The organism is Microbacterium sp. Be9 (assembly GCF_011754135.1).
GTDB lineage: Bacteria > Actinomycetota > Actinomycetes > Actinomycetales > Microbacteriaceae > Microbacterium > Microbacterium maritypicum_A.
On sequence record NZ_WNWT01000004.1, the window covers coordinates 704966 to 727366 of the forward strand.

The following is a 22401-nucleotide window of genomic DNA, read 5'->3' on the forward strand; positions in this document are numbered from 1 at the left end:
CGACGCTACTCCGCGTCGAGCGCCTCCACCAGCCGCTGCTCGGCCGACGACAGGTGCGCGTCGAGAAGAGCCGCTGCCCGTTCTCCGTCGCCTGAAGCGACCGCGTCGAGGATCTCGGCATGCTGCGACGCGATCACCGAGGCGTCGAGAAGCCGGCGCCCCTGCACCTGCGCCATGCACAGCCGCACTTCGTCGAGCACGCTGCGGTACATGCGCCCGGTGCGTTCGCTGTCGAGTGCATCGATGATGGCGGTGTGGAACCGCAGATCGGGGTTCACGGTCGCCGGGTCGGGACCCGGGGGCATCGCGAGGATCTCCGCATTCGCATCGCGCGCCGCGCGCGGCACGGTGCTGGTCTTCGCGAGCTCGCGAAGCGCCGCGCTCTCGAGTCGGACCCTGGTGCGGTAGACGTCACGCACTGTCGCGGGGTCGATCCCGACCACACGCGCGCTCCGATGCGCGGTGCGCACGAGCAGGCCACTGGCGACGAGCTGTTCGATCGCCGCTTTCGCGCTGGGACGCGCAACTCCGAAGGTCTGCGACACGGCCGCTTCCGTGATCGGATCCCCCGAGCGGATCTCGCCGCCGAGGATACGACCGCGCAGCTGTGCGGTGACGGCATCCACGACGCCGACGATCCCCAGCGGTGCGTCCGAAGTGGTGGTCATGCGGGTCAGCCTATCGAAGAGCCGCACGCTCGGTACACTTGTCTGACAATCTCGTTGATCACCTTCCGACGGAGCAGAGGAGCACCGTGCCGACCACCCTCGCCGAACCGCTGGACCCCGACCTGCTGGGCTCCGCGACTCAGGTCCATTCGCGCTCCATCGACCGCTTCGCCCGCGCCCACGACGCCTCCCACTACCTGCTGATCCCGGATGCGGTGCTCTCCCCCGCGGATGCCGAAGGGGTGGCACGCGCCTTCGGAGCCGTTCGCGCCGCCGGCCGCACGATGACGTTCCGCTCCGGGGGCACCAGCCTCTCCGGGCAGAGCGTGAGCGGGGACATCCTCGTCGACACCCGCAGCAGCTTCCGCGAGATCCGCGTGGAAGACGACGGCGCGACCGTGCGCGTCGGCCCCGGCGCCACCGTGCGCCAGGTCAACACCAGACTCACGCGCTATCGCCGCAAGCTCGGCCCCGACCCCGCCAGCGAGATCGCCTGCACGATCGGCGGAGTCGTCGCGAACAACTCCAGCGGAATGGCCTGCGGCATCACCGAGAACTCGTACCGGACGATCGAGTCGATGACGATCGTGCTCCCGAGCGGAACGATCCTCGACACCGGCCGTCCGGATGCGAATGAGCTGCTGCACGCCGCGGAACCCGCGATCGCCGAGGGCCTGCTCGATCTGCGGGCACGTCTGCTCGCAACCCCCGAGCGCGTCGCCTTCCTGCGCCAGCAGTTCTCCATGAAGAACACCATGGGTTACGGGCTGAACGCGCTCCTCGACTTCGATGACCCCGTGCGCATCCTGGAGCACCTCATCATCGGCTCCGAGGGCACACTCGCCTTCGTTGCCGAGGCCCGCTTCCGCACGATCGAGGTGCGCCCGTCGATCGCGACAGGGCTGCTCGTGTTCGAGACGCTGTCCGCCGCGATGACGGCACTTCCCGACCTCACCCGACTCGGACTCGCCACCATCGAGCTCATGGATGCCGCCTCCCTCCGTGTCGCGCAGGGGTTGAGCGACGTCCCGGCATCGATCGCGGAGATCGAGGTGCAGGGGCACGCCGCTCTCCTGGTGGAGGTGCACGCCTCCGACGACGATGCGCTCAGGGAGGCGAGTGCGACGGCACAGGCGCATTTCGAGGTACTGCCGCTCGCCGTGGCACCGCGCCTCACCACGGACTCCGGAGAACGCGCTTCACTGTGGCACGTGCGCAAAGGTCTCTACACCGCGGTCGCCGGCGCCCGCCCCTCGGGAACGACGGCTCTCCTCGAGGACATCGTGGTGCCGGTGCCGCGTCTTCTCCACACGTGCGAGCGACTCATCGAGCTGTTCGCCGCGCACGGGTACGAGGGCTCGGTGATCTTCGGGCACGCCAAGGACGGCAACGTCCACTTCCTCCTCAACGAGCGTTTCGACGATGCCGACAGCGTCGCGCGCTATCGGCGCTTCACCGATGATCTGGTGGACCTCGTGCTGTCCCAGCAGGGATCGCTGAAGGCCGAGCACGGGACCGGGCGCATCATGGCGCCGTTCGTACGCCGCCAGTACGGTGACGAGCTCACCGACATGATGTGGGAGATCAAGGGCCTCCTCGACCCCGACGGCATCCTGAATCCGGGGGTGGTCCTCTCCGACGACCCGGACTCCTACCTGCATGACCTCAAGCGGGTGCCGACGGTCGAGCGCGAGGTCGACCGCTGCGTCGAATGCGGGTACTGCGAACCGACCTGTCCGAGCAAGAGCATCACCCTCACGCCTCGACAGCGCATCGTGATCCGCCGCGACATGGCGTGGGCCGAGGAGCAGGGCGACACCGAGCTGCTGCGCGACCTGCAGAAGGACTACGACTACGACGGCGTCCAGACGTGTGCGGTCGACGGCATGTGCGGCGTGGCCTGTCCGGTCGACATCAACACCGGCGACCTCGTGCGTCGGCTTCGTGCGGAGCAGTCGAACGCGATCGAAGGCGCGGTGTGGGGCGTGGCCGCGAAGCACTGGGGCACGGTCACCCGGGCCGGAGGGGTCGCGCTCACCGTCGCCGATGCCCTCCCCGCTCCGCTCGTGCGCGGCGTCACCCATCTCGGCCGCGCGGTCCTCGGCACCGACACCGTGCCCCTCTACGACGGCGGGCTCCCCCACGGCGGCTCGAAGCCCCCGCGCCCGGAGTCGCCGACCGATGCGCAGGCCGTCTTCTTCGGCGCCTGCATCGGGACGATGTTCGGTGCGGAGGGCGAGGGCGAGGGATCTCGGGATGCCCTGCGTGCACTGCTCGACCGGGCGGGGATCCCCGTCGTGATCCCCGAGGAGAACGGCGGACTCTGCTGCGGCACACCGTGGAAGTCGAAGGGCCATCTCGACGGATACGCACGCATGTCGAACCGGGTCCTGGAGTCGTTGTGGGTCGCGAGCCGGCACGGCGAGCTTCCCGTGGTGTGCGATGCGGCGTCCTGCACCGAGGGCCTGGACGTGATGCTCGCACAGTCGGTCGCGAAGAACCCCGGGTACGCCGGGCTGCGTATCGAGGACGCCACGACCTTCGTGTCCCGCGAGGTGCTGCCGAAGCTGACCGTCACGGCGAAGCTGCCCACCATCGCGGTGCATCCGACCTGTTCCACGACGGCGCTCGGGGCGACCGGGGCGCTGACCACGATCGCCGAAGCCGTCGCCGACGACGTGTTCGTCCCCGAGGGGTGGGGCTGCTGCGCCTTCGCCGGGGACCGCGGCATGCTGCACCCCGAGCTCACGGCCAGCGCGACCGCTCAGGAGTCGGCGGAGATCGCGGAGGCCGAGAGCACGCGCGGCGACTTCGATGCGTTCGTGTCGGCCAACCGCACCTGCGAGATCGGGATGACACGTGCCACAGGGCGACCGTATCGGCATGTGATCGAGGTGCTCGAGGAGCTCACCCGCCCCTGAGCGCGGGCGCACACAGCGAGGGCCCTCCCGACTCGTGGTCGGGAGGGCCCTCGCCTCGTCGCGATCTGATCCGTCTCAGCCTGCGGACAGGACCGCGACAGCCTCTTCGCGCAGACCGGCCGGGATCACGACGACCGCGCTGTCCTGCGCCGACCGCTCGGCGACGGACCCGTCCGACCAGCGCAGATCGCGCGTGCGCAGTTCATCGGGCAACCCGATCGTGCCGACGCTCGGGTCGAGCGCGTGCACGTGCACCGTCGCCCCTGTGGTCGTGTAGCGACGCGGAGCGCCGCTCCGCTCCCCCATCCGGATCCACGGTCGTGTGCCGTAGATCGCGTGCCCGTTTGCCTGCAGCCACGCACCCAGCTCGCGCATCGCGCTCCGCTGCAGTTCCGGGATCGAGCCGTCGGCCGCAGGGCCCACGTTGATCAGCAGATTGCCGTTCTTGGCCACGACGTCGACGAGCAGGCGGATGAGCGCCGCACCGGACAGCGAGTGCCGCTCGTCCTCCGCCTGGTTGAAACCGAACGAGTAGCCGAGGCCGCGGGTCGACTCCCATGGCTCCGGGATGATCTCGGGGATGTCCGTGTATTCGCGGGTGAGGAAGCCGTGGTACGGCACACCCCAGCGGTCGTTGACGACACCATCCGGTACGGCATCGAAGTACCGCTCCAGGAGCGCGGCGACCGCGTAATCGTCACGCCCCTTGCCACCGTCCGGCCACTCGATGTCGTTCCAGAGCACGTCGGGCGAGAAGCGCGCCACGAGCTCGTCGAGCTGTGCGGCGGAGTAGCGGGCGAAGTGCGCGTCGTTGCGACGGAACCGGAACAGATCGGTGTCCGATTCGATCGCCGGGAAGTCGCTCACATGCCAGTCGAGCGCGCCCGAGTAGTAGACGCCGAACTTCGCACCCGCCCGGCGGGTGGCATCGTGGAACTCGGAGATCAGGTCACGGCGCGGACCACGAGCCACCGCGTTGAAGCCGGTCGTCGCGGTGTCCCACAGACAGAACCCCTCGTGGTGCTTCGTCGTGGGGATGATGTACCGGGCTCCCGCGCCGACGAGCTCGCCCACGAAGGCGTCCGCGTCGAACGCCGAGGCATCCCACCGATCGGCGAGGTCCTCGTACGAGGTGCCCGGCCCGAACAGCTGCTGGTGCCGCTCCCACGTGGGGCTGCCGGCGATGCGCACGGTGTTGCCGTACCACTCGGCGTACTGGTGCCAGGCGTACGCGTCCTCGGTCGGGATGTTCACGCCCTCGCCGTGCTGCACGGCCCACGCCGGCACCGAGTAGAGACCCCAGTGCACGAAGAAGCCGAGCTTCGCGTCGCGGTACCAGTCGGGCACACCCTGCGTGGGGTACGTCGGAGCGTCCGCGCCGAGGTCCGGTCCGGTGCGCTTCTCGAAGTTCATCATGCGCTCTGCTCCTCAGAGGTTCCGCGACGGACGACGACCGCGGTGAGATCGGGATTCCCGTTCGGGTCGAAGGGGTAGACGCCGGGCCGCAGGCGGTGGTGGCCCAGACGCAGCAGGTCCTGATCGACACCTCCGGGCGTCAACGCGAGGGTCCAGCCCGCGGCGAGCTCGTACAGCTCCGGCTCGAGGTAGCCGATCTTCACCACGACGATGTCGGCGCTCGTGGGCTCGAGCCCCAGCATCCGGAAATCCGAGAGGTGGTGGAACGGCTTGCGGCGCTCGGTGATGATGGCGTGCAGCCCGCCCACTGCGATCACGACCTGCGTGCCCGCATCGGGATCCCCGTCGGTGATGGAGAACACGGTCCCGGTGATCGGCACGGGGCCGTGCGGGCCTGCGTCGACCCCTGCGCCGGCGTCGAGGGTGACGGTGGCGCCGACACCGGCGGCCGCTGCCTGGGTGACGGCCACGGGATCGAAGATCGAGGCGACCAGAGTGGTGCGGCTGCCGTCGGTCAGCTCCGCACGCTGCAGCAGGTGCGCGAGCGTCCAGGTCACGTCGCCCGCACCACCGGCGGTCGGGTTGTCGCCCGAGTCCGAGATCAGGTACGGATGCGGCGCTCCCGGGGCGAGCGCCTTCTCGAGCGCCTCATCGAGGGATCCGGTCTCGGCCACGAAGACGAAGTCCTCGCGGGCGTCCCAGAACATCCGTGCCACGCGCTCGGCCTCGCGCGCGATCAGCTCCTCGTCGTCGCCGGTGACCACGACGTACGCCTGGCACCGCGGCTCATCCGCCCAGGCATAGCCGATCCACACCGAGGCGTCGACGACGCCGGGAAGCGCTTCGATCTCGGGCAGCTGCGCGTAGATGCTGCGCGCCGGCTCCAGGCGGGTGCTGGTCTTCTTCCCGGGCAGCAGCACCGGGACCGGCACCCACGCCGTGAACGGGCGCCGACGCAGCGGGTCGGTGCCGTGCGGCCCCCGCAGTCGCGAGAGCAGGTTCCACACCGCCCGCTCCTTGGTGTTCATCCAGTCCTCGTGCGGCGCCATCCGGTAGCAGGTCAGCAGATCGACCGCGTCGCGCAGCACCTCCGAGACGTTGCCGTGCAGATCCATCGAGGTCGACACCAGCGTGTCGGGGCCGAGGGCCGCGCGCACCGCGAGAGCGAGATCCCCCTCGGCGTCCTCCATGCCGACGACGCTCATGGCGCCGTGGATGTCGAAGAAGAAGCCGTCGAAGGGCCCCTGCGTGCGGATGCCCTCCACGATCGCATCCTTCATCCGGTGGTAGGTCTCCGGAGCCACGGCTCCGCCCGGCAGGGAGCGTCCGTGTGTGAGCGGTACCCACTCCGCGGCGGCTTCGAGCTCGCGCCCGTCCTGGAGGAAGGGATAGTACGAGCGCAGGGCCTCTCCAGTGCGGACCGTGAAGGCCTCGTCACCGGAGATATGAGGGGAGAACGTGCTCGACTCGATCGAGATCCCGGCGATGCCGATGCGGGGTCTCGGGAGCCCGCCGTCTGCGACGGAAGGAAGGGAACCCATCCAGATCTCGTGGGCTTCGGGACGTGCAGTCACGTGGTGTGCTCCTTGTCGGGGCTCGTCGGGTGGACTCATCGGGCGTTCGGGGCTCATCGGGTGGTCGGTGCGAACCGGGATCAGTCTGCTCGTGCCGGCACGAGGGCACGGCGGGCGGTCTCGATGGCGCCGAGGGCGACGGCATCGGAACCGAGGACGGCGGGGATGATGCGCAGCGGGATGCCCGATACCGGGGAGTCCGTGCGCAGCGTGCGCGCGATCGCCGGCTCGAGGAGGTCCCAGGCGGTGGCGACGCCGCCGCCCACGATCGCACAGGGCAGATCCATGATCGTCGCCGCACTGGCACACGCGAGCGCGAGCGCGTGCCCGGCGGCGTCGAACACCGCGATCGCGTCCACGTCGCCCCGTCGGGCACGGTCGGCGACGTCTCTGGCGTCGAGGATCGGTCCCGCCGTGCGCTCCTGAAAGCGCTGTGCGATCGAGGTGCCCGACGCCAATGTCTCCAGATGGCCGGTCTGGCCACAGGTGCACACGAGCTCGCTGTAGCCGGGGGTGTGTCCGATCTCCCCCGCCGCACCGTGCGGACCGTGATGGAGTTCACCGTCGATCATGAGCGCACCGCCGACGCCCGTGCCGAGCATCACGCCGAGCACATCGCGGTCCGAGCGCCCGTCGGCGGCGGCCTCGCCGAGCAGGAAGGCGTTGACGTCGTTCTCGACACGTACGGGGACGCCGAGACGTGCTTCGAGTTCGTCCGCCAGGGGGAACCCCGCCCACCCGACGAAGGTGGCCGATGCCGCGCGGATCGTCCCGGTCTCATGGTCGATGACCCCCGCTGCGCCGACCCCTGCCGCGACGAGTGTCACGTCGGCCTCGGCGACCAGCGCGCGGGTGAGTTCTGCCGCCGCATCGGCCATCGCGCCTCCGCCGAGGGCAGCGGGTGCCGGGACGCTTCCCCTGGCGAGGACGGCTCCTTCGGCACTGACGAGGAGCGCCGCGATCTTGGTGCCGCCGATGTCGATCCCGACCAGACCGGTGCCGTCGGGGAGGACGACGCCGTCGACGGGCATGGTGGTGCGCTGTTCCTGACCGATCATGCTCAACGCCCGCCCAGTCCTGCCATCGCGATGCCCTTGACGAGGTGCTTCTGCAACACGATCACGAGAATCGTCGTCGGCACCATCGAGATGATGGCCGCGGCCATCTGCAGGTCCCACCGCGTGCCGGTGAGTCCCGCGAAGCTCGCGAGCCCGACGGGGAGGGTGCCGTGCGCGTTGTAGTCGACCGTCACGATCAGCGGCCACAGGTAGCTGTTCCAGAACGAGAGGAACGTGAACACCGCGAGCACCGCCACGGCCGACTTCGACAGCGGAAGGATGATCTGCAGGAACGAGCGCACGGGGCCGGCGCCGTCGACGCGTGCCGCTTCCTCCAGCTCGTACGGGATGCCGCGGAAGAACTGTCGCATCAGGAACGTGCCGAAGGCCCCGAAGGCGAAGGGCAGGATCAGCGCCTGGTAGGTGTCGACCCAGTTGAACCACTGCATCACCTGGAACATCGGGATGACGAGGACTTCGGCCGGCACCATGAGCGTCGCGAGGAACAGCACGAACACCGCGTCGCGGCCCTTCCAGCGCAGACGCCCGAAGGCGTACCCTGCCGTGGTCGAGACGACCAGAACGACGAGGGTGCCGCCGATCGCGACGATGAAGGAGTTCATGATGTAGGTCAGGAACGGCCCGTAGGCGAACACGTCGACGAAGTTGCTCCACCGCAGCTCGGAACCCACCAGGGTCGGCGGCATCGAGAACATCTCGGCGTTCGGCTTGAGCGCCGAGAAGAACGCGTAGATCAGCGGGGAGATGAAGATCAGCGCCGCGATGTAGATCGCGACATGGGCGAGGATCAGTCGCGCGCGGGCACCCGGTGTGGTCGCCGCGCCGCGCGCACGCTCCCGATCGGAGCGGCCGGCACGGCCCGTGGGGCGGACGAGGGTCTCAGTGCTCATAGTGCACCCACTTCTTCTGCGCGGCGAACTGGAGCCCGGTGATCGCGATGATGATCGCGAAGAGGATCCACGCGGCTGCGGCGGCGAGGCCGAGGTCGCCGAAGGTGAACCCCTGCTCCCAGATGTACATGACGAGCGGCTTGGTGGCGTTGCCGGGACCGCCGCCGGTGAGCATCTGCGGCTGGACGAACACCTGCAGGGAGGTGATTATCGTCATGATCGTCGCGAAGAAGATCGACGGCGAGATCATCGGGATGATGATGCTCCATACCCGGCGGAACCCTCGGGCGCCGTCGATGCTCGCCGCCTCCAGCACGCTCTCGGGGAGCTGCTCGAGAGCGGCCGAGAAGATCAGCATGTTGTAGCCGAGCCCCTGCCAGACGCTCATCACGACGACCATGATCATGGCCCATGACGGGTCGGCGAGGAAGTTCGGCAGCTCGATGCCGAACCAGGTCTGCGAGAGACCGTTGAACAGCCCCTGCGGCTGCAGCATCATCTTCCACACCAGCACGTTGGCGACCATCGGAGTCACCACGGGGACGAAGAAGAGCACGCGCAGGGCTCCTCGTCCGCGGATTCGCGATCCGAGGCCGAGAGCGAGCACGAGCGAGAGAGCGACGCTCAGCGGCACGTAGAGCAGGGTGTATACCGCCGAGTTGCGCAGCGCCGGCCAGAAGTCGGGGCTGCTGGTGAACAGCTTGACGTAGTTGTCCACGCCGTTGAAGGTCCGCTCGCCGAAGGTCGGCCAGTCGAAGACGCTCATCACGATCGAGAGCCCGACGGGCACGATCGTGAACAGGGCGAGCCCGATCAGGGCGGGGCTTGCGAACCCCAGCGCCTGACCGGCCTCCACCTTGGCGAGCGATCGTCGACGTCTCGTCGTGATCGTCATCTCAGTTCTTTCTCTGTTGCTGCGTTACTGCGGTGGCCGGAGCCGGGTCACTCGCCGAACTGCGCCTGCGCGTTGGAGAGCAGCTCTTCCATCGTCATCTGACCGTTGTAGACGCTGACCAGGTTGGGCTGGATGTAGCTGTCGAGCTTCTGCCAGTTCTTCGTCATGTACAGCGGAACGGTGTCGCCGAACGCGGCCTCGAACACCGACTGCACCTGGTCGCGGTACTTCTCGTCGATGGACTCGAAGTACAGCGGCTGCGACGACGTGCGCGCGGGATACGAGCGTCCCGAGGATGCGATGTAGTCCTGCGCGTCCTCGCCCAGAAGCGAGCCCATGACCTTGAGGGCGGCCTCCGGGTTCTTGCAGTTGGCCGAGATGCCGTAGCCGGAGCCGAGGATCGGGCCGGGGTTGCCGTCCGCGCCTGCGGGCAGCGGCACCATGCCGGCGGCGAAGCCGGACTCGTTGTCGAGGTAGCTCACGGCGTTCCACGTGCCGTCGACGGCCATCGCGGCATTGGCGCCGGTGTACTGGTTCTCGCCCCATCCGGTGTCGGAGGCGGACGCCACGGGGGCCGCGACCTTCTTCTCGGTCACGAGCTCGGCGTACCAGGTCGAGGCGTCGACGAACGCCTTCTCGTCGATGTGCAGGGTGCCGTCCTCGGAGGCCGGCTGCGTCGCGGAGTACGCGATCGGCATCGACATCCACTGGTATCCACCCATGCCCATGCCGAAGCCGTACTTGCCGTCCTTGGTGGCAGCGGCGGCGATGGTGTCGAAGTCGTCGAACGTCCACCCGATCTCCGGGGTGGGGGCGCCCGCTGCGGTCAGCATGTCCTGGTTGTAGTACACGAGCATGGTGGCGACGTCGAAGGGCACGCCATAGGTCTTGCCCTCGAAGCTGAGGATGCCGTCGGCGCTCGGGTTGAACTCGGACCAGTCGATGCCGGCCGTCTTGAGGTCGGCATCGCTCAGCTCACGGAATCCGCCGGTGTAGCCGCCCAGCTGCGCTCCGCTCATACCGGTCACGCACGCCATGTTGCCGCTGGCCATGTTGGTGGTCAGCTTCGTGAAGAAGTCGCTCCACGGCGACGTCTGCAGCTTGATCTTGATGTCGGGGTTCTGCTCCTGCGCGAATGCGACCTGGGCCTCGAGGGCATCGACGTCGGACTCGCTCCCCGCCCACATGTCGACGACGATCGTGTCGCCGTCGGCGGAACCGCCGGTGCCGTTGCCGCTCGCGCAGCCGGTCATCGCGACTGCGACGCCGGCGACGGCGACAACAGCCCCTACACGCAACTTCTTCATTGAATGCCTCCTGGAAGGGAACTGGTTATTTCGAGGCTCGAATTAACCTAGTAGGATTTCGTATGAAGTTACCGTTTCATACTTCGCAAGGGGCCGCAAGCTGAACATCCGATGTTTATCGGACCTTGATAATTCGTAACTCCCGGGAAACACGACCATCCCCCGCTACGCTGACGATGCTCCGACAGGAAAGTGCTCCCATGACGAACACCGCTGACACCACCGTCGACGACCCGCACACGCGGCGTATCCTCGACCTCGTCGCGCGCGGCGAGGCCCGCTCGCGATCGGAGCTCGCCACATCGCTCGGCGTCGCCGCATCGACGGTCGGACTCCGCGTGCAGTCCCTGCTCGACGCCGGAGTCCTCCGCGAAGCGGGCGACGGCACCTCGCGCGGCGGACGACGTCCCCGGGTCCTCCAGATCGCCGCGGACGGCTTCGTGCTCTCGGCAGACCTCGGCGGGGGCCACGCGCGCATCGGCAGGCACTCCCTCAGTGGCGCCCTCTTGGACAGCGAGTCGATCGCCGTCGATGTGACCGAGGGCCCCGAGGCGACGCTCGACCGCCTCGGTGTCGTGTTCGACCGCCTGGCGTCCGCCGGCCGCGTCCACGCGATCGGCATCAGCCTTCCGGGCCCCGTCGACATCGCGACAGGCTCGGTCGATCAGCCATCGCGGATGCCCGGATGGCCGGGGTTCCGCGTCGGCGAGCACCTCTCCACGCGCTACGACGTTCCGGTGGCGGTCGACAACGACGCCAATCTCGCCGCCCTGGGAGAGCACCGTGAGCGCTTCGGCCACACCGGCCACAGCATCACGGTGAAGGCGGGAACCGCGATCGGCAGCGGCATCATCGTCGACGGCCGCGTGCACCGCGGTGCGACCTCCGCCGCCGGCGACATCACGCACACCCGCATCGACGGCAGCGGCGACATCCCCTGCTCCTGCGGCAACACCGGCTGCCTCGAGACCGTGGCGAGCGGGGCGAGCCTCGTGCGGCAGATGCGAGACCGCGGCAACGACTCCGTGCACACGACGACCGATGTGCTCAGCCTGGCGCGCGATGCGGATCCCCTGGCCACGACGCTGGTGCGGACCGCAGGCACCCATCTCGGACAGGCGCTCTCCGGCGTCGTGAACTTCTTCAACCCGCACGCCGTGTTCCTCACCGGCAGCATGAGCGCATCCGAACCGTTCATCGCCGCCGTCCGCAGCCGGGTCTACGAGGCGTGCCACCCGCTCGCCACGCAGCGCCTGCGCATCGAGTCCGCGACCACGGGCGCTGATGCCATCCTGCATGGAGCCGCGCGCCTCGCGCTCGAGGGCATGGACATCCCCGTGGCGACGGCTTGAGCCGCCGCCACGAGGGACTCAGTCGTCGATCATCGTCAGTTCGATCACGGGCACGAGCACGTCGGGGCGTCGCACCGGGAGGTGCACCGTCAGCGTCCCCTCGGCCTCCCCCGCAGGCGTCATCAGATCCGCCTCGCGATCCGGATCGGACACGCTGGTCCGGAGCCACGATCCGTCGTTCAGCAGCCGCGCGTACGACACCTTCCCGGCGAGCTCCGGCAGGTGCACGAAGCCCATCGGCCAACTGAACAGGTTCAGGTACAGGCGGTTCCCCCTACGCGTGTACACCCCCTCGCGCGGCGGGGTGAACGACGCGTGCCCGGCGCCGATCACGGCGCCCCGATGCAGGCGCATCCACTCGCCGATCTCTCCCAGCGTCTGCGCATCGCGGGGCGCGATCGCCCCACGTCCGTCCGGGCCGATGTTCAACAGCATGTTGCCGCCCATCGACACAGAGTCCACCAGCATCTGCACGAGCATGGTGGGCGACTTCTGATCGGTGTTGTCACGGTGGTAGCCCCAGGATCCGTTCAGCGTCTGGCACGCCTCCCAGATCAGCGGCACACCGTCACGCACGATCGGCGAGGTCGGCTGGTACTGCTCGGGGGTGACGAAGTCGGCCGGAATGCCCAGACGATCATTCACGAGCATGTTCGGCTGCAGTTCCCGGCACAGGGCGAGCAGGGCTGTCGCGTCCCAGTCGCCCGGCCCCTTGCCCACCCATCCGTCCTTCTCCTCGGGGTAGGTGAAGTCGAAGAAGAGGTAGTCGATGTCGCCGTAGTCCGTGAGGAGCTCGCGCACCTGCCCGTGGAGGTAGTCGCGGTACGCGGCCATGTCGCGCCCGACGTTCAGCGCGTGCGCGCCCTCGTCGTCACGGCGCGGGTGATTCCAGTCCACGGTGAAGTCGGGGTGATGCCAATCGATCACCGAGTGGTAGAGGCCGACCTTGAGGCCCTCGGCCCGCAGCGCCTCCACATACTCGCGCACGAGGTCGCGTCCGGTGTTCGTCACCGACGTGAAGTCCGTCAGCTTCGAGTCCCAGAGGCAGAATCCGTCGTGGTGCTTCGTGGTGAGCACCACGTATCCCATGCCGGTCTCCTTCGCCGTGCGCGCCAGGGCGGTCGCATCGAAGAGATCCGGGTCGAAGTGCTCGAAATACTGCCGGTAGTCCTCATCGGTGAGGCGTTCGTAGTTCTGGACCCACTCGTGCCGGGCGGCCCCGCTGTAGAGGCCGAAGTGGACGAACATGCCGAACCGGGCCCGGTCAAACCATTCCTGTCGCATGTCCTCCATCCTGGCATAGACATCGGATGTTTAGAGGCAGAATGACCTCGGTCACGAAGAACGGGCGCCCCCGAAGGGACGCCCGTTCTTTCGAGAATCGAATCAGCGCGCGGCGCTGCCGTCGACGTAGTCCTCATCCTGCTGCTTCCACGCGAAGAGCGAGCGCAGCTCCTTGCCGGTGACCTCGATCGGGTGCTGCTCCTCCTTCGCACGCAGTGCCAGGAACTCCTCGGCCCCGTTGTCCTGGTCGTCGATGAAGCGCTTCGCGAAGGCGCCGGACTGGATGTCGGCCAGCACGCCCTTCATGCTCTCCTTGACGCGCTCGTCGATGACGCGCGGACCCGAGACGTAGTCGCCGAACTCGGCGGTGTCGGAGATCGACCAGCGCTGCTTGGCGATGCCGCCCTCCCACATCAGGTCGACGATCAGCTTGAGCTCGTGCAGAACCTCGAAGTACGCGATCTGCGGCTGGTAGCCCGCCTCGGTCAGCGTCTCGAAGCCGGCCTGCACCAGGTGGCTCACGCCACCGCAGAGCACGGCCTGCTCACCGAACAGGTCGGTCTCGGTCTCCTCGGTGAAGGTCGTCTTGATGACGCCGGCGCGGGTGCCGCCGATGGCCTTGGCGTACGAGAGCGCGAGGTCCCATGCCTTGCCCGATGCGTCGCGCTCGACGGCGATGATGTCGGGGATGCCACGGCCGGCGACGAACTCGCGACGGACCGTGTGACCGGGAGCCTTCGGGGCGACCAGGATCACGTCGACACCCTCGGGAGCGTCGATGTAACCGAAGCGGATGTTGAAGCCGTGCGCGAAGGCGAGCGTCTTGCCGGCCGTCAGGTTCGGCGCGATCGACTCGCTGTAGATCGTGCGCTGGTGCTGGTCCGGCGCGAGGATCATGATGACGTCGGCCCACTCGGTGGCCTCGGCGACGGTCTTCACCGGGAAGCCGGCATCCTCGGCCTTGGCTGCCGACTTGGAGCCCTCCTTGAGGGCGATCGCGACCTCGACACCCGAGTCGCGCAGGTTCTGCGCATGGGCGTGACCCTGCGATCCGTAGCCGACGATCGCGACCTTCTTGCCCTGGATCAGGGACAGGTCTGCATCGGCGTCGTAGAAGATCTCGGTGCTCACTATGTGTTTCTCCTTGTTCTTTGCGTTTCGTCTTGCTTCGCGCACTCGATGAGCGGCGAAAACTCGGTACTCGGGTTGGTCAGCCGCGCAGGACGCGTTCGGTGATGCTCTTGCCGCCGCGGCCGATCGCGAGAAGGCCGGACTGCGCGATCTCCTTGATGCCGAAGGGCTCGAGCGCGCGCAGCATCGCATCGACCTTGCCCTTGTCACCGGTCACCTCGATCACGAGTGCGTCGGAGGCGTAGTCGACCACGGAGGCGCGGAAGAGGTTCACCACCTCGATCACGTTCGAGCGCGTGGCGTTGTCGGTGCGCACCTTCACGAGCATGTGCTCGCGCTGCACGGAGGTGGCGAAGTCGAGCTCGACGATCTTGATCACATTGATCAGCTTGTTGAGCTGCTTGGTGACCTGCTCGAGCGGAAGCTCGTCGACGTCGACGACGACGGTGATGCGGGAGATGCCCGGCACCTCCGTCACGCCGACGGCGAGGGAGTCGATGTTGAAGCCGCGGCGGGCGAAGAGCCCCGCGACACGGGTCAGCAGGCCGGGGGTGTTCTCCACCAGCAGGCTCAGCACGTGGGTCGACATGGATCAGTCCTCCTCGTCGAATGCGGGCGCGTGCTCGCGGGCGTACTGGACATAGCTGTTGCTGACTCCCTGCGGGACCATCGGCCACACCATGGAGTCGGCACTCACGACGAAATCGATCACCACGGGGCGGTCGTTCGTCTCGAGCGCGAGCTGGATGGCGGCGTCCACCTCCTCTTCCTTCTCCACGCGGATCGCGAGGCAGCCGTAGGCCTCGGCGAGCTTCACGAAGTCGGGGATGCGGATCGTGCCGTGACCCGTGTTCAGGTCGGTGTTGGAGTGACGGCCGTCATAGAACAGCGTCTGCCACTGTCGGACCATGCCGAGCGACGAGTTGTTGATGATCGCGACCTTGATCGGGATGTTGTTGATCGTGCAGGTCGCGAGCTCCTGATTCGTCATCTGGAAGCAGCCGTCGCCGTCGATCGCCCAGACCGGACGCTCGGGCTGCGCCACCTTGGCCCCCATCGCGGCCGGCACCGAGTAACCCATCGTGCCGGCACCGCCGGAGTTCAACCAGGCGTTCGGACGCTCGTACTTGATGAACTGTGCCGCCCACATCTGGTGCTGACCGACGCCGGAGGCGAAGATGCCCTCCGGACCGGTGAGCTCGCCGATCCGCTGGATCACGTACTGCGGAGCCAGGAGGCCGTCCGTCGTCGGCGCGTATCCGAGGGGGAACTCGGTGCGCAGTCCGTCGAGGTACGACCACCATTCCTCGATGTCGGGCTTCGCGCCGGAGGTCGCCCCGCGGAAGGCCGCATCGAGATCGGTGAGCACATCGCGCACGTCGCCGACGATCGGCACATCGGCCGTGCGGATCTTGGAGATCTCGGCCGGGTCGATGTCGACATGGACGACCTTCGCGTTCGGCGCGAACAGAGCCGCCTTACCCGTGACGCGGTCGTCGAACCGGGCACCGAGCGACACCAGGAGGTCGGCCTCCTGGAGCGCCAGCACGGCGGGAACCGTGCCGTGCATGCCGGGCATTCCGAGGTGCTGGGGGTGCGAGTCGGGGAACGCGCCGCGCGCCATCAGCGTGGTGACGACCGGCGCGCCGGTGGACTCCGCGAGCTCGAGGAGCTCCGCCGACGCCTTGCCGCGGATCACACCACCGCCGACGTACAGCACCGGCTTCTTGGCCTCGGCGAGCAGCGTCGCCGCAGCCTGGATCTGCTTGCCGTGCGCCTTCGTGACGGGACGATAGCCGGGGAGGTCGATCTTGGGCGGCCACACGAACGGGGCGGTCGCCTGCTGCGCATCCTTCGTGATGTCGACCAGCACGGGGCCGGGGCGTCCGGTGCCCGCGATCTCGTAGGCCGCGGCGATCGCGCCAGGGATGTCCGCGGCATCCTTCACCAGGAACGAGTGCTTGGTGATCGGCATCGTGATGCCCACGATGTCGGCTTCCTGGAACGCGTCCGTTCCCATCAGCGTCGAGAACACCTGGCCGGTGATGGCGAGCATCGGAACCGAGTCCATGTAGGCATCGGCGATCGCGGTCACGAGGTTGGTCGCACCGGGCCCGGAGGTCGCGATGCACACGCCGACCTTGCCGGAGGCCGATGCGTAGCCCTCGGCGGCGTGACCGGCGCCCTGCTCGTGCCGCACCAGGATGTGGCGCAGCTCGGATGCATCCATGAGCGGGTCGTAGACCGGGAGGATCGCACCTCCGGGAAGACCGAACACGTCGGTGACGCCGAGCAGCTCGAGCGAGCGGACCACGGCCTCCGCGCCGGTGATCTCCGGCGCAGAGGATTGACGGGCGGGCGGCCTCGGCACGGCCGGGGCGGTATCAGCAGTCATGAGTTTCCTTCTGATGATCTGTGGAGGACGCCGGACGTCGGAGCGTCCGGGTCAGCCGGTGGTCGCTCCCTCGGCGGCGGACCGCACGAGGCGCGAGTACTTGGCAAGAACGCCTCGGGTGTAGCGCGGGGGAAGCGGCTCCCAGCCAGAACGGCGGGAGGCGAGCTCTGCCTCGTCGACGAGTAGATCGAGAGAGCGAGCTGCGATATCGACCCGTATCAGATCACCATCGCGCACGAAGGCGATAGGACCTGCGTCCACCGCTTCGGGTGCTATGTGGCCGATGCACAGGCCGGTTGTGCCGCCTGAGAATCGTCCGTCAGTCAAGAGTAGTACATCTTTTCCGAGCCCCGCGCCCTTGATGGCCGCAGTGATGGCGAGCATCTCGCGCATGCCCGGTCCGCCCTTGGGGCCCTCGTAGCGGATCACGATGACGGTGCCGGGCTCGATCTCCCCCTCGGCGACCGCGTCCATGGCGGCGCGCTCGCGCTCGAACACGCGTGCAGGGCCCTCGAACACGGCGGCGTCGAAGCCGGCGGTCTTGACGACAGCGCCCTCGGGGGCGAGGGAGCCGTGCAGGATCGTGAGGCCGCCGGTCGCGTGGATCGGGTTGTCGAAGGTGTGGATGACCTCGCCGTCGATCGGCTGCGGGTCGAGGTCGGCGAGGTTCTCGGCGAGCGTCTTGCCCGTGACGGTGAGCGCGTCGCCGTGCAGCAGGCCCTCGTCGAGCATCGCCTTCATGATCACGGGGATGCCGCCGTGACGATCGACGTCGTTCATCACGTACTTGCCGAAGGGCTTCATGTCGGCGACGTGCGGGACCTTGTCGCCGATGCGGTTGAAGTCGTGCAGGCTCAGCTCGACGTCGGCCTCACGGGCGATCGCGAGCAGGTGCAGGACGACGTTCGTGGAACCACCGAGGGCCATCGCGAGGGCGATCGCGTTCTCGAACGCCTCCTTGGTGAGGATGTCGCGCGTCGTGATGCCCTGACGGAGCAGGTTCACCACGGCCTCGCCCGAGCGGTGGGCGTAGTAGTCGCGACGACGATCCGCTGCGGGCGGAGCCGCCGAGCCCGGAAGGCTGAGGCCGAGGGCCTCCGCGACCGACGCCATGGTGTTGGCGGTGTACATGCCACCGCAGGCACCCTCGCCGGGAGCGATGGCGCACTCGATGCGCTTGAGGTCCTCCTCGCTCATGAGACCGGCACGGCAGGCACCGACCGCCTCGAACGAGTCGATGATCGTGACGTCCTTCTCGGTGCCGTCAGAGAGCTTGACCCAGCCGGGAGCGATGGACCCGGCGTACAGGAACACGCTCGACAGGTCGAGGCGCGCGCTGGCCATGAGCATTCCGGGGATCGACTTGTCGCAGCCGGCGAGGAGCACGGAACCGTCGAGGCGCTCGGCCATCATGACGGTCTCGACGGAGTCGGCGATGACCTCGCGCGACACGAGCGAGAAGTGCATCCCCTCGTGGCCCATCGAGATGCCGTCCGAGACGGAGATCGTGCCGAACTGCAGCGGGTAGCCGCCGCCGGAGTGCACGCCTTCCTTGGCCCCCTGAGCGAGACGGTCGAGACTCAGGTTGCAGGGAGTGATCTCATTCCAGCTCGACGCGATGCCGATCTGCGGCTTGTCCCAGTCGGCGTCTCCCATGCCGACGGCACGGAGCATGCCTCGGGAGGTCGTGGCCTCGATGCCGTCGGTGACGACGCGGCTGCGGGGCTTGATGTCGATGGGCGCGCTGTGAGAGGGATCATGCGAGGACATGACGGAAGTCTATTGCCGACGAGAGGCGCGTTCGTCCGCCAACGCCTCCAGAAGCTCGGCGATCTGTTGTGGAGTGTCCACACGCAAGGTCGCGACGCTCTCCCCCGGGCCCACGCGCACGCCGAGGTCGCCTTCTCCGAGCACACGCATCGCGTCCTCGTCGGTCACATCGTCGCCGGCGAACAGGATCCCCGTGGCATCGAAGCGATCGCGGAGCGCGGCCATCGCGGCGTCCTTGCCCTCGGTGCGCGAGGAGAATTCGAGAACCCGGTGCCCGGAGCGCCGCCGCCAGTGCGGGAATCGCTCGGCGACGAGCGCGTCGATCTCGGCGAAGACGCGTTGCTCGGTCTCCCGGTCCGCACGGCGGGTGTGCACGCCCATGCCGAAGGTCTTGGGCTCGAACTCCGCACCCTCGTACCGTTCGATGATCGGCTTCGCCGCAGCCCAGAGCTCTTCCCGAGCCCCTTCTTCCGTCTCCTCGCCTGGTGCGTCCACGTCGCCCTCGCCGGGGAACCAGTACTGGGCGCCGTGTGAGCCGGCCAGCGCGATCGCGGAGTCGTCCGTGTGCTCGGTGATCACGCGAAGGTCGTGCATGCTGCGACCGGAGACGTAGGCGACGAGCGTGTCCGGCAGAGCGGCGAGGCGTTCGACCTGAACCGCCACCTCGGGAAGCGCCCGTGCCGCCATCGGGTCTGCGACCAGAGGAGAAGCCGTGCCGTCGAAGTCGAGGGCGACCACCAACCGCGGTGTGGCAGCCAGAGCCTGCAGGTCGTCGTCAGCGGTTCCGGGGGTCCAGGGACGCGTCACGGATTCTCCAATCACAGGGGTGGTTCTCGGCGGCTCCGGCGTGAGCCGCACGCTCAGTATCTCGGTCGTGGAGGAACGTCAGCGACCACGGACCTCGGAGAGCGCCGCCAGGAACGACGACGACCACGCGTCGACGTCGTTGTCCAGCACCCGACGTCGAAGCGACCGCATACGCCGCCCCTGCTCCGCCGGAGGCATCTCCACGGCCGTCATGATCGCATCCTTGAGACCCTCGATGTCGTGCGGGTTCACCCGGACCGCCTGCCGCAGCTCATCCGCGGCGCCGGTGAACTCGCTGAGCACCAGCACTCCGCGGTCGTCGACGCGGGTCGCGACATACTCCTTGGCGACGAGGTTCATGCCGTCCCGCAGGGCCGTCACCAGCATCACATCCGCGGCGAGGTACAGCGCGACCATCTCTTCGCGCGGATAGCCCTGGTGAAGATATCGGATCGCGGAATGGCCCATCGTGTCGGTATCGCCGTTGATGCGGCTGACCGCGAGCTCGATCTCGTCGCGCAGGTGCACGTACGCATCCACACGCTCCCGGCTGGGACTGGCGACCTGCACGAGCGTCACGTCTTCGACTTTGAGGCGTCCCTCGGCCAGCAACTCGCCGTATGCCTTGATGCGGTGACGGATGCCCTTGGTGTAGTCGAGCCGGTCGACACCGAGCAGGATGCGCTTGGGGTTTCCGAGGCTCGCGCGGATCTCCGCCGCCCTCGCGCGCACATCCTCGCGGGCAGCGAGCTCGAGATACGGGGTGGTGTCGATCGAGATCGGGAATGCCCGCGCCATCGCCGTTCGGGTGCCCTCTCCCTCGGGGACGGAGACATGGGGGCCCTTCACCTCGTAGCGCAGCCGCCGGCGTACGGCGGTCAGGAAGTAGGTGGCGTCCTGCGCGCGCTGGAAGCCGATGACGTCGGCGCCGAGCAGCCCGCGCAGCACCTGGTCACGCCAGGGCAGCTGCGCGTAGAGCCCGTGTGCGGGGAACGGGATGTGATGGAAATACCCGATCGTGACATCCGGGCGCAGTTCGCGCACCATCTGCGGCACGAGCTGCAGCTGGTAGTCGTGAACCCAGACCGTGCCCTCCGGCGCCGCGGCATCAGCGGCCGCCTCGGCGAACCGTCGATTCACGGTGACGTAGGCATCCCACCACTCGCGGTGGTACTGCGGAGGAGCGATCACGTCGTGATAGAGCGGCCAGATCGTGTCGTTCGCGAAGCCCTCGTAGTACTCCGCCACCTCCTGGGCACTCAGCGCGACCGGAATCAGATCGATGCCGTCGGCCTCGAAAGGCTCCAGCTCGACGTCGGCCTGACCGGGCCAGCCCACCCAGGCTCCGTGGACACTGCGCATCATGGGTTCGAGGGCGGCGACGAGTCCGCCCGGAGAGGTGCGCCAGGTCTCCTCACCATCAGGCCCCACCACGCGATCCACGGGCAGGCGGTTGGCGACGACGACGAAATCTGCTGCGGCCACGAGGGCTCCTCCCGGGGGTTTCCTCCAGGCTATCGAGGAACGCGGATTTCCGCGGATCGTCGCTCAGGCCTTGACGAGAGCCTCCCGGCGCCCCACACCAGTCAGGAACCAGTTGGCCAGGCCCGCCGCGAAGGCGATGAACGCCGCGATCATCGGCAAGAGAAGCGCCGCAGGAGTGCCGACGTTCTCTGCGATCTCACCGGCGAACGCGGCTCCGATCGACTGACCGACGACCACACCGGATCCCAACATGGTCATGACGGTGGCCGAGCGTCCGCGCGGACTGCGGGCGGCGCCGAAGCTGTACTGCGTGACGAGGGTGGGTCCGATGCCGATTCCCATGATCGCGAGCGCCAGCATCATCGTGCCCGGTGTGTCGACGAATCCGAGCAGAAGGGTGCCCGCCAGCAGGATGCCGGAGAAGACGAGCCATCGCGCCCGCATCGAGAAGGCGGCGGGAAGCCAGGCGACGCCGAGCGCGAGGATGGCGGAACCGACGCCCATGACCCCGTAGAGGAGCCCGGCCTGCTCCGGCGCGCCGCGATCGGCCATGAACGACGTCAGCGAGGTGAGCATCGTGCCGAAGAAGATCCCGACTCCGAGGATGCCGAGGACGACGATCAGCAATTGCGGGCGGAACAGCTCGGAGACGGCGGACGGCGCCCTGCCGTCGGCGTCGCGATCCTGCGACACGTGTCGACCGCTGGGGTGCAAAGCGAAGGCACCGACGAAGACCACCGTGAGCACGGCCGCGCCGACCAGAGGCGCCCACGGCGCGATGGCCGACGCGAGGATACCGACCAGGAAGGGACCGAAGACGAACACGGTCTCGTCGGCCGCGGACTCGTAGGCCATCGTGCCCGACACCGTCTTGGCGCGGCGAGCCACGGCCATCCGTTCGTTGATGATCGTCACCAGCCGCGAGCGCGAGAGCGGTGCGACCTGCGGGGCGGTGGCTCCGATGCCCACTGCGGCCAGCAGCACGAAGCCGTCTGCCGCGGTGCCATAGACCACGAACGTGAAGAGCAGGAGCATGGCGCCGTTGGCGAGGGCGAGCACCATCAGGACGACGCGCTGACCGAAGCGGTCTGCGGCGGCGCCGAGAAGAGGCCCGAAGCAGGCCGTGCCGAGGCCGACGGCTGCGGAGGTGAGCCCGCCCAGGGACAGGGAACCGCGGGCGGACACGACCACGGTCAGGACGCCGACCACCATCATGGCGAACGGCAGCCGCGCGATGAAGGCGATCAGGAAGTAGGGCAGACCGGCGAGACGCAGAAGGCTCGGCTCGGTGAGTGGTGGGATTGCTGTGGCGCGTGTCATGGCTCTCGCGCGTCGAGGACGCGATGTCGGGTGCCGCCGCTGTCCGTCGGAATGCCGACGGCCGGTAGATACACGGGGTGCGGCCGCGGGCGAGCCGCGACCAGGCC

At 68.2% G+C, this 22401-nt stretch carries 17 protein-coding genes; 2 read left to right on the forward strand and 15 right to left on the reverse strand.

The annotated features are described in order from the left end of the window. Window positions 1-5: 5 nt before the first annotated feature. Window positions 6-668 (reverse strand): GntR family transcriptional regulator, encoded by a 663-nt coding sequence (locus GLO27_RS07625; protein ID WP_021200387.1) that lies wholly within the window; start codon window positions 666-668, stop codon window positions 6-8. An 86-nt stretch (window positions 669-754) separates the two neighbouring features. Between GLO27_RS07625 and GLO27_RS07630 the strand changes: the two genes are divergently transcribed. Beyond that, window positions 755-3589, forward strand: coding sequence for an FAD-binding and (Fe-S)-binding domain-containing protein (locus GLO27_RS07630; RefSeq protein WP_167254278.1), 2835 nt, complete (start codon window positions 755-757; stop codon window positions 3587-3589). Window positions 3590-3664: 75 nt separating this feature from the next. On the opposite strand, the gene GLO27_RS07635 is transcribed toward GLO27_RS07630, so the two are convergent. From GLO27_RS07635 to GLO27_RS07660, 6 genes are all read right to left on the reverse strand, one after another. Continuing rightward, window positions 3665-5005 (reverse strand): alpha-L-fucosidase, encoded by a 1341-nt coding sequence (locus GLO27_RS07635; RefSeq protein ID WP_021200385.1) that lies wholly within the window; start codon window positions 5003-5005, stop codon window positions 3665-3667. Further along, window positions 5002-6546, reverse strand: a complete 1545-nt coding sequence (locus GLO27_RS07640) for a M81 family metallopeptidase (protein ID WP_208323690.1) — start codon at window positions 6544-6546, stop codon at window positions 5002-5004. The genes GLO27_RS07635 and GLO27_RS07640 overlap by 4 nt, the downstream gene beginning before the upstream one ends. Window positions 6547-6659: 113 nt before the next feature. Next, a complete protein-coding gene (locus GLO27_RS07645) occupies window positions 6660-7637 on the reverse strand; it encodes an ROK family protein (protein WP_167254282.1) in 978 nt (325 codons plus the stop codon). A gap of 2 nt (window positions 7638-7639) precedes the next feature. Beyond that, window positions 7640-8548 carry a carbohydrate ABC transporter permease gene (locus GLO27_RS07650; RefSeq protein ID WP_029259044.1) on the reverse strand — a complete coding sequence of 303 codons (909 nt, stop codon included), beginning with the start codon at window positions 8546-8548 and terminating at the stop codon, window positions 7640-7642. Then, window positions 8538-9443 carry a sugar ABC transporter permease gene (locus tag GLO27_RS07655; RefSeq protein ID WP_167254284.1) on the reverse strand — a complete coding sequence of 302 codons (906 nt, stop codon included), beginning with the start codon at window positions 9441-9443 and terminating at the stop codon, window positions 8538-8540. The genes GLO27_RS07650 and GLO27_RS07655 overlap by 11 nt, the downstream gene beginning before the upstream one ends. Window positions 9444-9490: 47 nt before the next feature. Further along, on the reverse strand, window positions 9491-10750 hold the full coding sequence (locus tag GLO27_RS07660) for a sugar ABC transporter substrate-binding protein (protein WP_029265506.1): 1260 nt from the start codon (window positions 10748-10750) through the stop codon (window positions 9491-9493). A 200-nt stretch (window positions 10751-10950) separates the two neighbouring features. Here GLO27_RS07660 and GLO27_RS07665 point away from each other — a divergent pair, with 200 nt between their 5' ends. Further along, entirely contained in the window at window positions 10951-12102 is a 1152-nt protein-coding gene (locus tag GLO27_RS07665; protein WP_021200380.1) for an ROK family transcriptional regulator, read from the forward strand. An 18-nt stretch (window positions 12103-12120) separates the two neighbouring features. On the opposite strand, the gene GLO27_RS07670 is transcribed toward GLO27_RS07665, so the two are convergent. The 8 genes from GLO27_RS07670 to GLO27_RS07700 form a co-directional block, all read right to left on the reverse strand. Then, the gene (locus GLO27_RS07670) at window positions 12121-13386 is read right to left on the reverse strand and encodes an alpha-L-fucosidase (protein WP_167254286.1); all 1266 of its coding nucleotides are present in this window, start codon (window positions 13384-13386) and stop codon (window positions 12121-12123) included. 102 nt (window positions 13387-13488) lie between these two features. Continuing rightward, entirely contained in the window at window positions 13489-14709 is a 1221-nt protein-coding gene (ilvC, locus tag GLO27_RS07675) for a ketol-acid reductoisomerase (RefSeq protein WP_279587989.1), read from the reverse strand. After that, window positions 14597-15106 carry an acetolactate synthase small subunit gene (gene ilvN, locus GLO27_RS07680; protein WP_017830816.1) on the reverse strand — a complete coding sequence of 170 codons (510 nt, stop codon included), beginning with the start codon at window positions 15104-15106 and terminating at the stop codon, window positions 14597-14599. The genes ilvC and ilvN overlap by 113 nt, the downstream gene beginning before the upstream one ends. Before the next feature lie 3 nt (window positions 15107-15109). Beyond that, window positions 15110-16912, reverse strand: a complete 1803-nt coding sequence (locus GLO27_RS19590) for an acetolactate synthase large subunit (RefSeq protein ID WP_021200377.1) — start codon at window positions 16910-16912, stop codon at window positions 15110-15112. Between the two features lie 51 nt (window positions 16913-16963). Continuing rightward, on the reverse strand, window positions 16964-18682 hold the full coding sequence (ilvD, locus tag GLO27_RS19595; RefSeq protein WP_021200376.1) for a dihydroxy-acid dehydratase: 1719 nt from the start codon (window positions 18680-18682) through the stop codon (window positions 16964-16966). Window positions 18683-18691: 9 nt separating this feature from the next. Then, window positions 18692-19489, reverse strand: a complete 798-nt coding sequence (gene otsB / locus GLO27_RS07690) for a trehalose-phosphatase (protein ID WP_021200375.1) — start codon at window positions 19487-19489, stop codon at window positions 18692-18694. Between the two features lie 78 nt (window positions 19490-19567). Further along, window positions 19568-20974 (reverse strand): trehalose-6-phosphate synthase, encoded by a 1407-nt coding sequence (locus GLO27_RS07695; protein ID WP_021200374.1) that lies wholly within the window; start codon window positions 20972-20974, stop codon window positions 19568-19570. 63 nt (window positions 20975-21037) lie between these two features. Then, complete coding sequence (locus GLO27_RS07700; protein ID WP_021200373.1) at window positions 21038-22294, reverse strand: MFS transporter; 1257 nt, start codon at window positions 22292-22294, stop codon at window positions 21038-21040. Window positions 22295-22401 lie beyond the last annotated feature (107 nt).

Excerpts from the sequence above, each read along its gene's own strand:
- GLO27_RS07625 (WP_021200387.1), bottom strand. The coding sequence starts at position 668 with ATGACCACCACTTCGGACGCACCGCTGGGGATCGTCGGCGTCGTGGAT.
- GLO27_RS07635 (WP_021200385.1), bottom strand. The coding sequence starts at position 5,005 with ATGATGAACTTCGAGAAGCGCACCGGACCGGACCTCGGCGCGGACGCT.
- GLO27_RS07640 (WP_208323690.1), bottom strand. The coding sequence starts at position 6,546 with ATGGGTTCCCTTCCTTCCGTCGCAGACGGCGGGCTCCCGAGACCCCGC.
- GLO27_RS07645 (WP_167254282.1), bottom strand. The coding sequence starts at position 7,637 with ATGATCGGTCAGGAACAGCGCACCACCATGCCCGTCGACGGCGTCGTC.
- GLO27_RS07650 (WP_029259044.1), bottom strand. The coding sequence starts at position 8,548 with ATGAGCACTGAGACCCTCGTCCGCCCCACGGGCCGTGCCGGCCGCTCC.
- GLO27_RS07655 (WP_167254284.1), bottom strand. The coding sequence starts at position 9,443 with ATGACGATCACGACGAGACGTCGACGATCGCTCGCCAAGGTGGAGGCC.
- GLO27_RS07660 (WP_029265506.1), bottom strand. The coding sequence starts at position 10,750 with ATGAAGAAGTTGCGTGTAGGGGCTGTTGTCGCCGTCGCCGGCGTCGCA.
- GLO27_RS07665 (WP_021200380.1), top strand. The coding sequence starts at position 10,951 with ATGACGAACACCGCTGACACCACCGTCGACGACCCGCACACGCGGCGT.
- GLO27_RS07670 (WP_167254286.1), bottom strand. The coding sequence starts at position 13,386 with ATGCGACAGGAATGGTTTGACCGGGCCCGGTTCGGCATGTTCGTCCAC.
- ilvC (WP_279587989.1), bottom strand. The coding sequence starts at position 14,709 with ATGCGATGCTGCGCGCGCTCGAGCCCTTCGGCATCAAGGAGATCGCGC.
- ilvN (WP_017830816.1), bottom strand. The coding sequence starts at position 15,106 with ATGTCGACCCACGTGCTGAGCCTGCTGGTGGAGAACACCCCCGGCCTG.
- GLO27_RS19590 (WP_021200377.1), bottom strand. The coding sequence starts at position 16,912 with ATGACTGCTGATACCGCCCCGGCCGTGCCGAGGCCGCCCGCCCGTCAA.
- ilvD (WP_021200376.1), bottom strand. The coding sequence starts at position 18,682 with ATGTCCTCGCATGATCCCTCTCACAGCGCGCCCATCGACATCAAGCCC.
- GLO27_RS07700 (WP_021200373.1), bottom strand. The coding sequence starts at position 22,294 with ATGACACGCGCCACAGCAATCCCACCACTCACCGAGCCGAGCCTTCTG.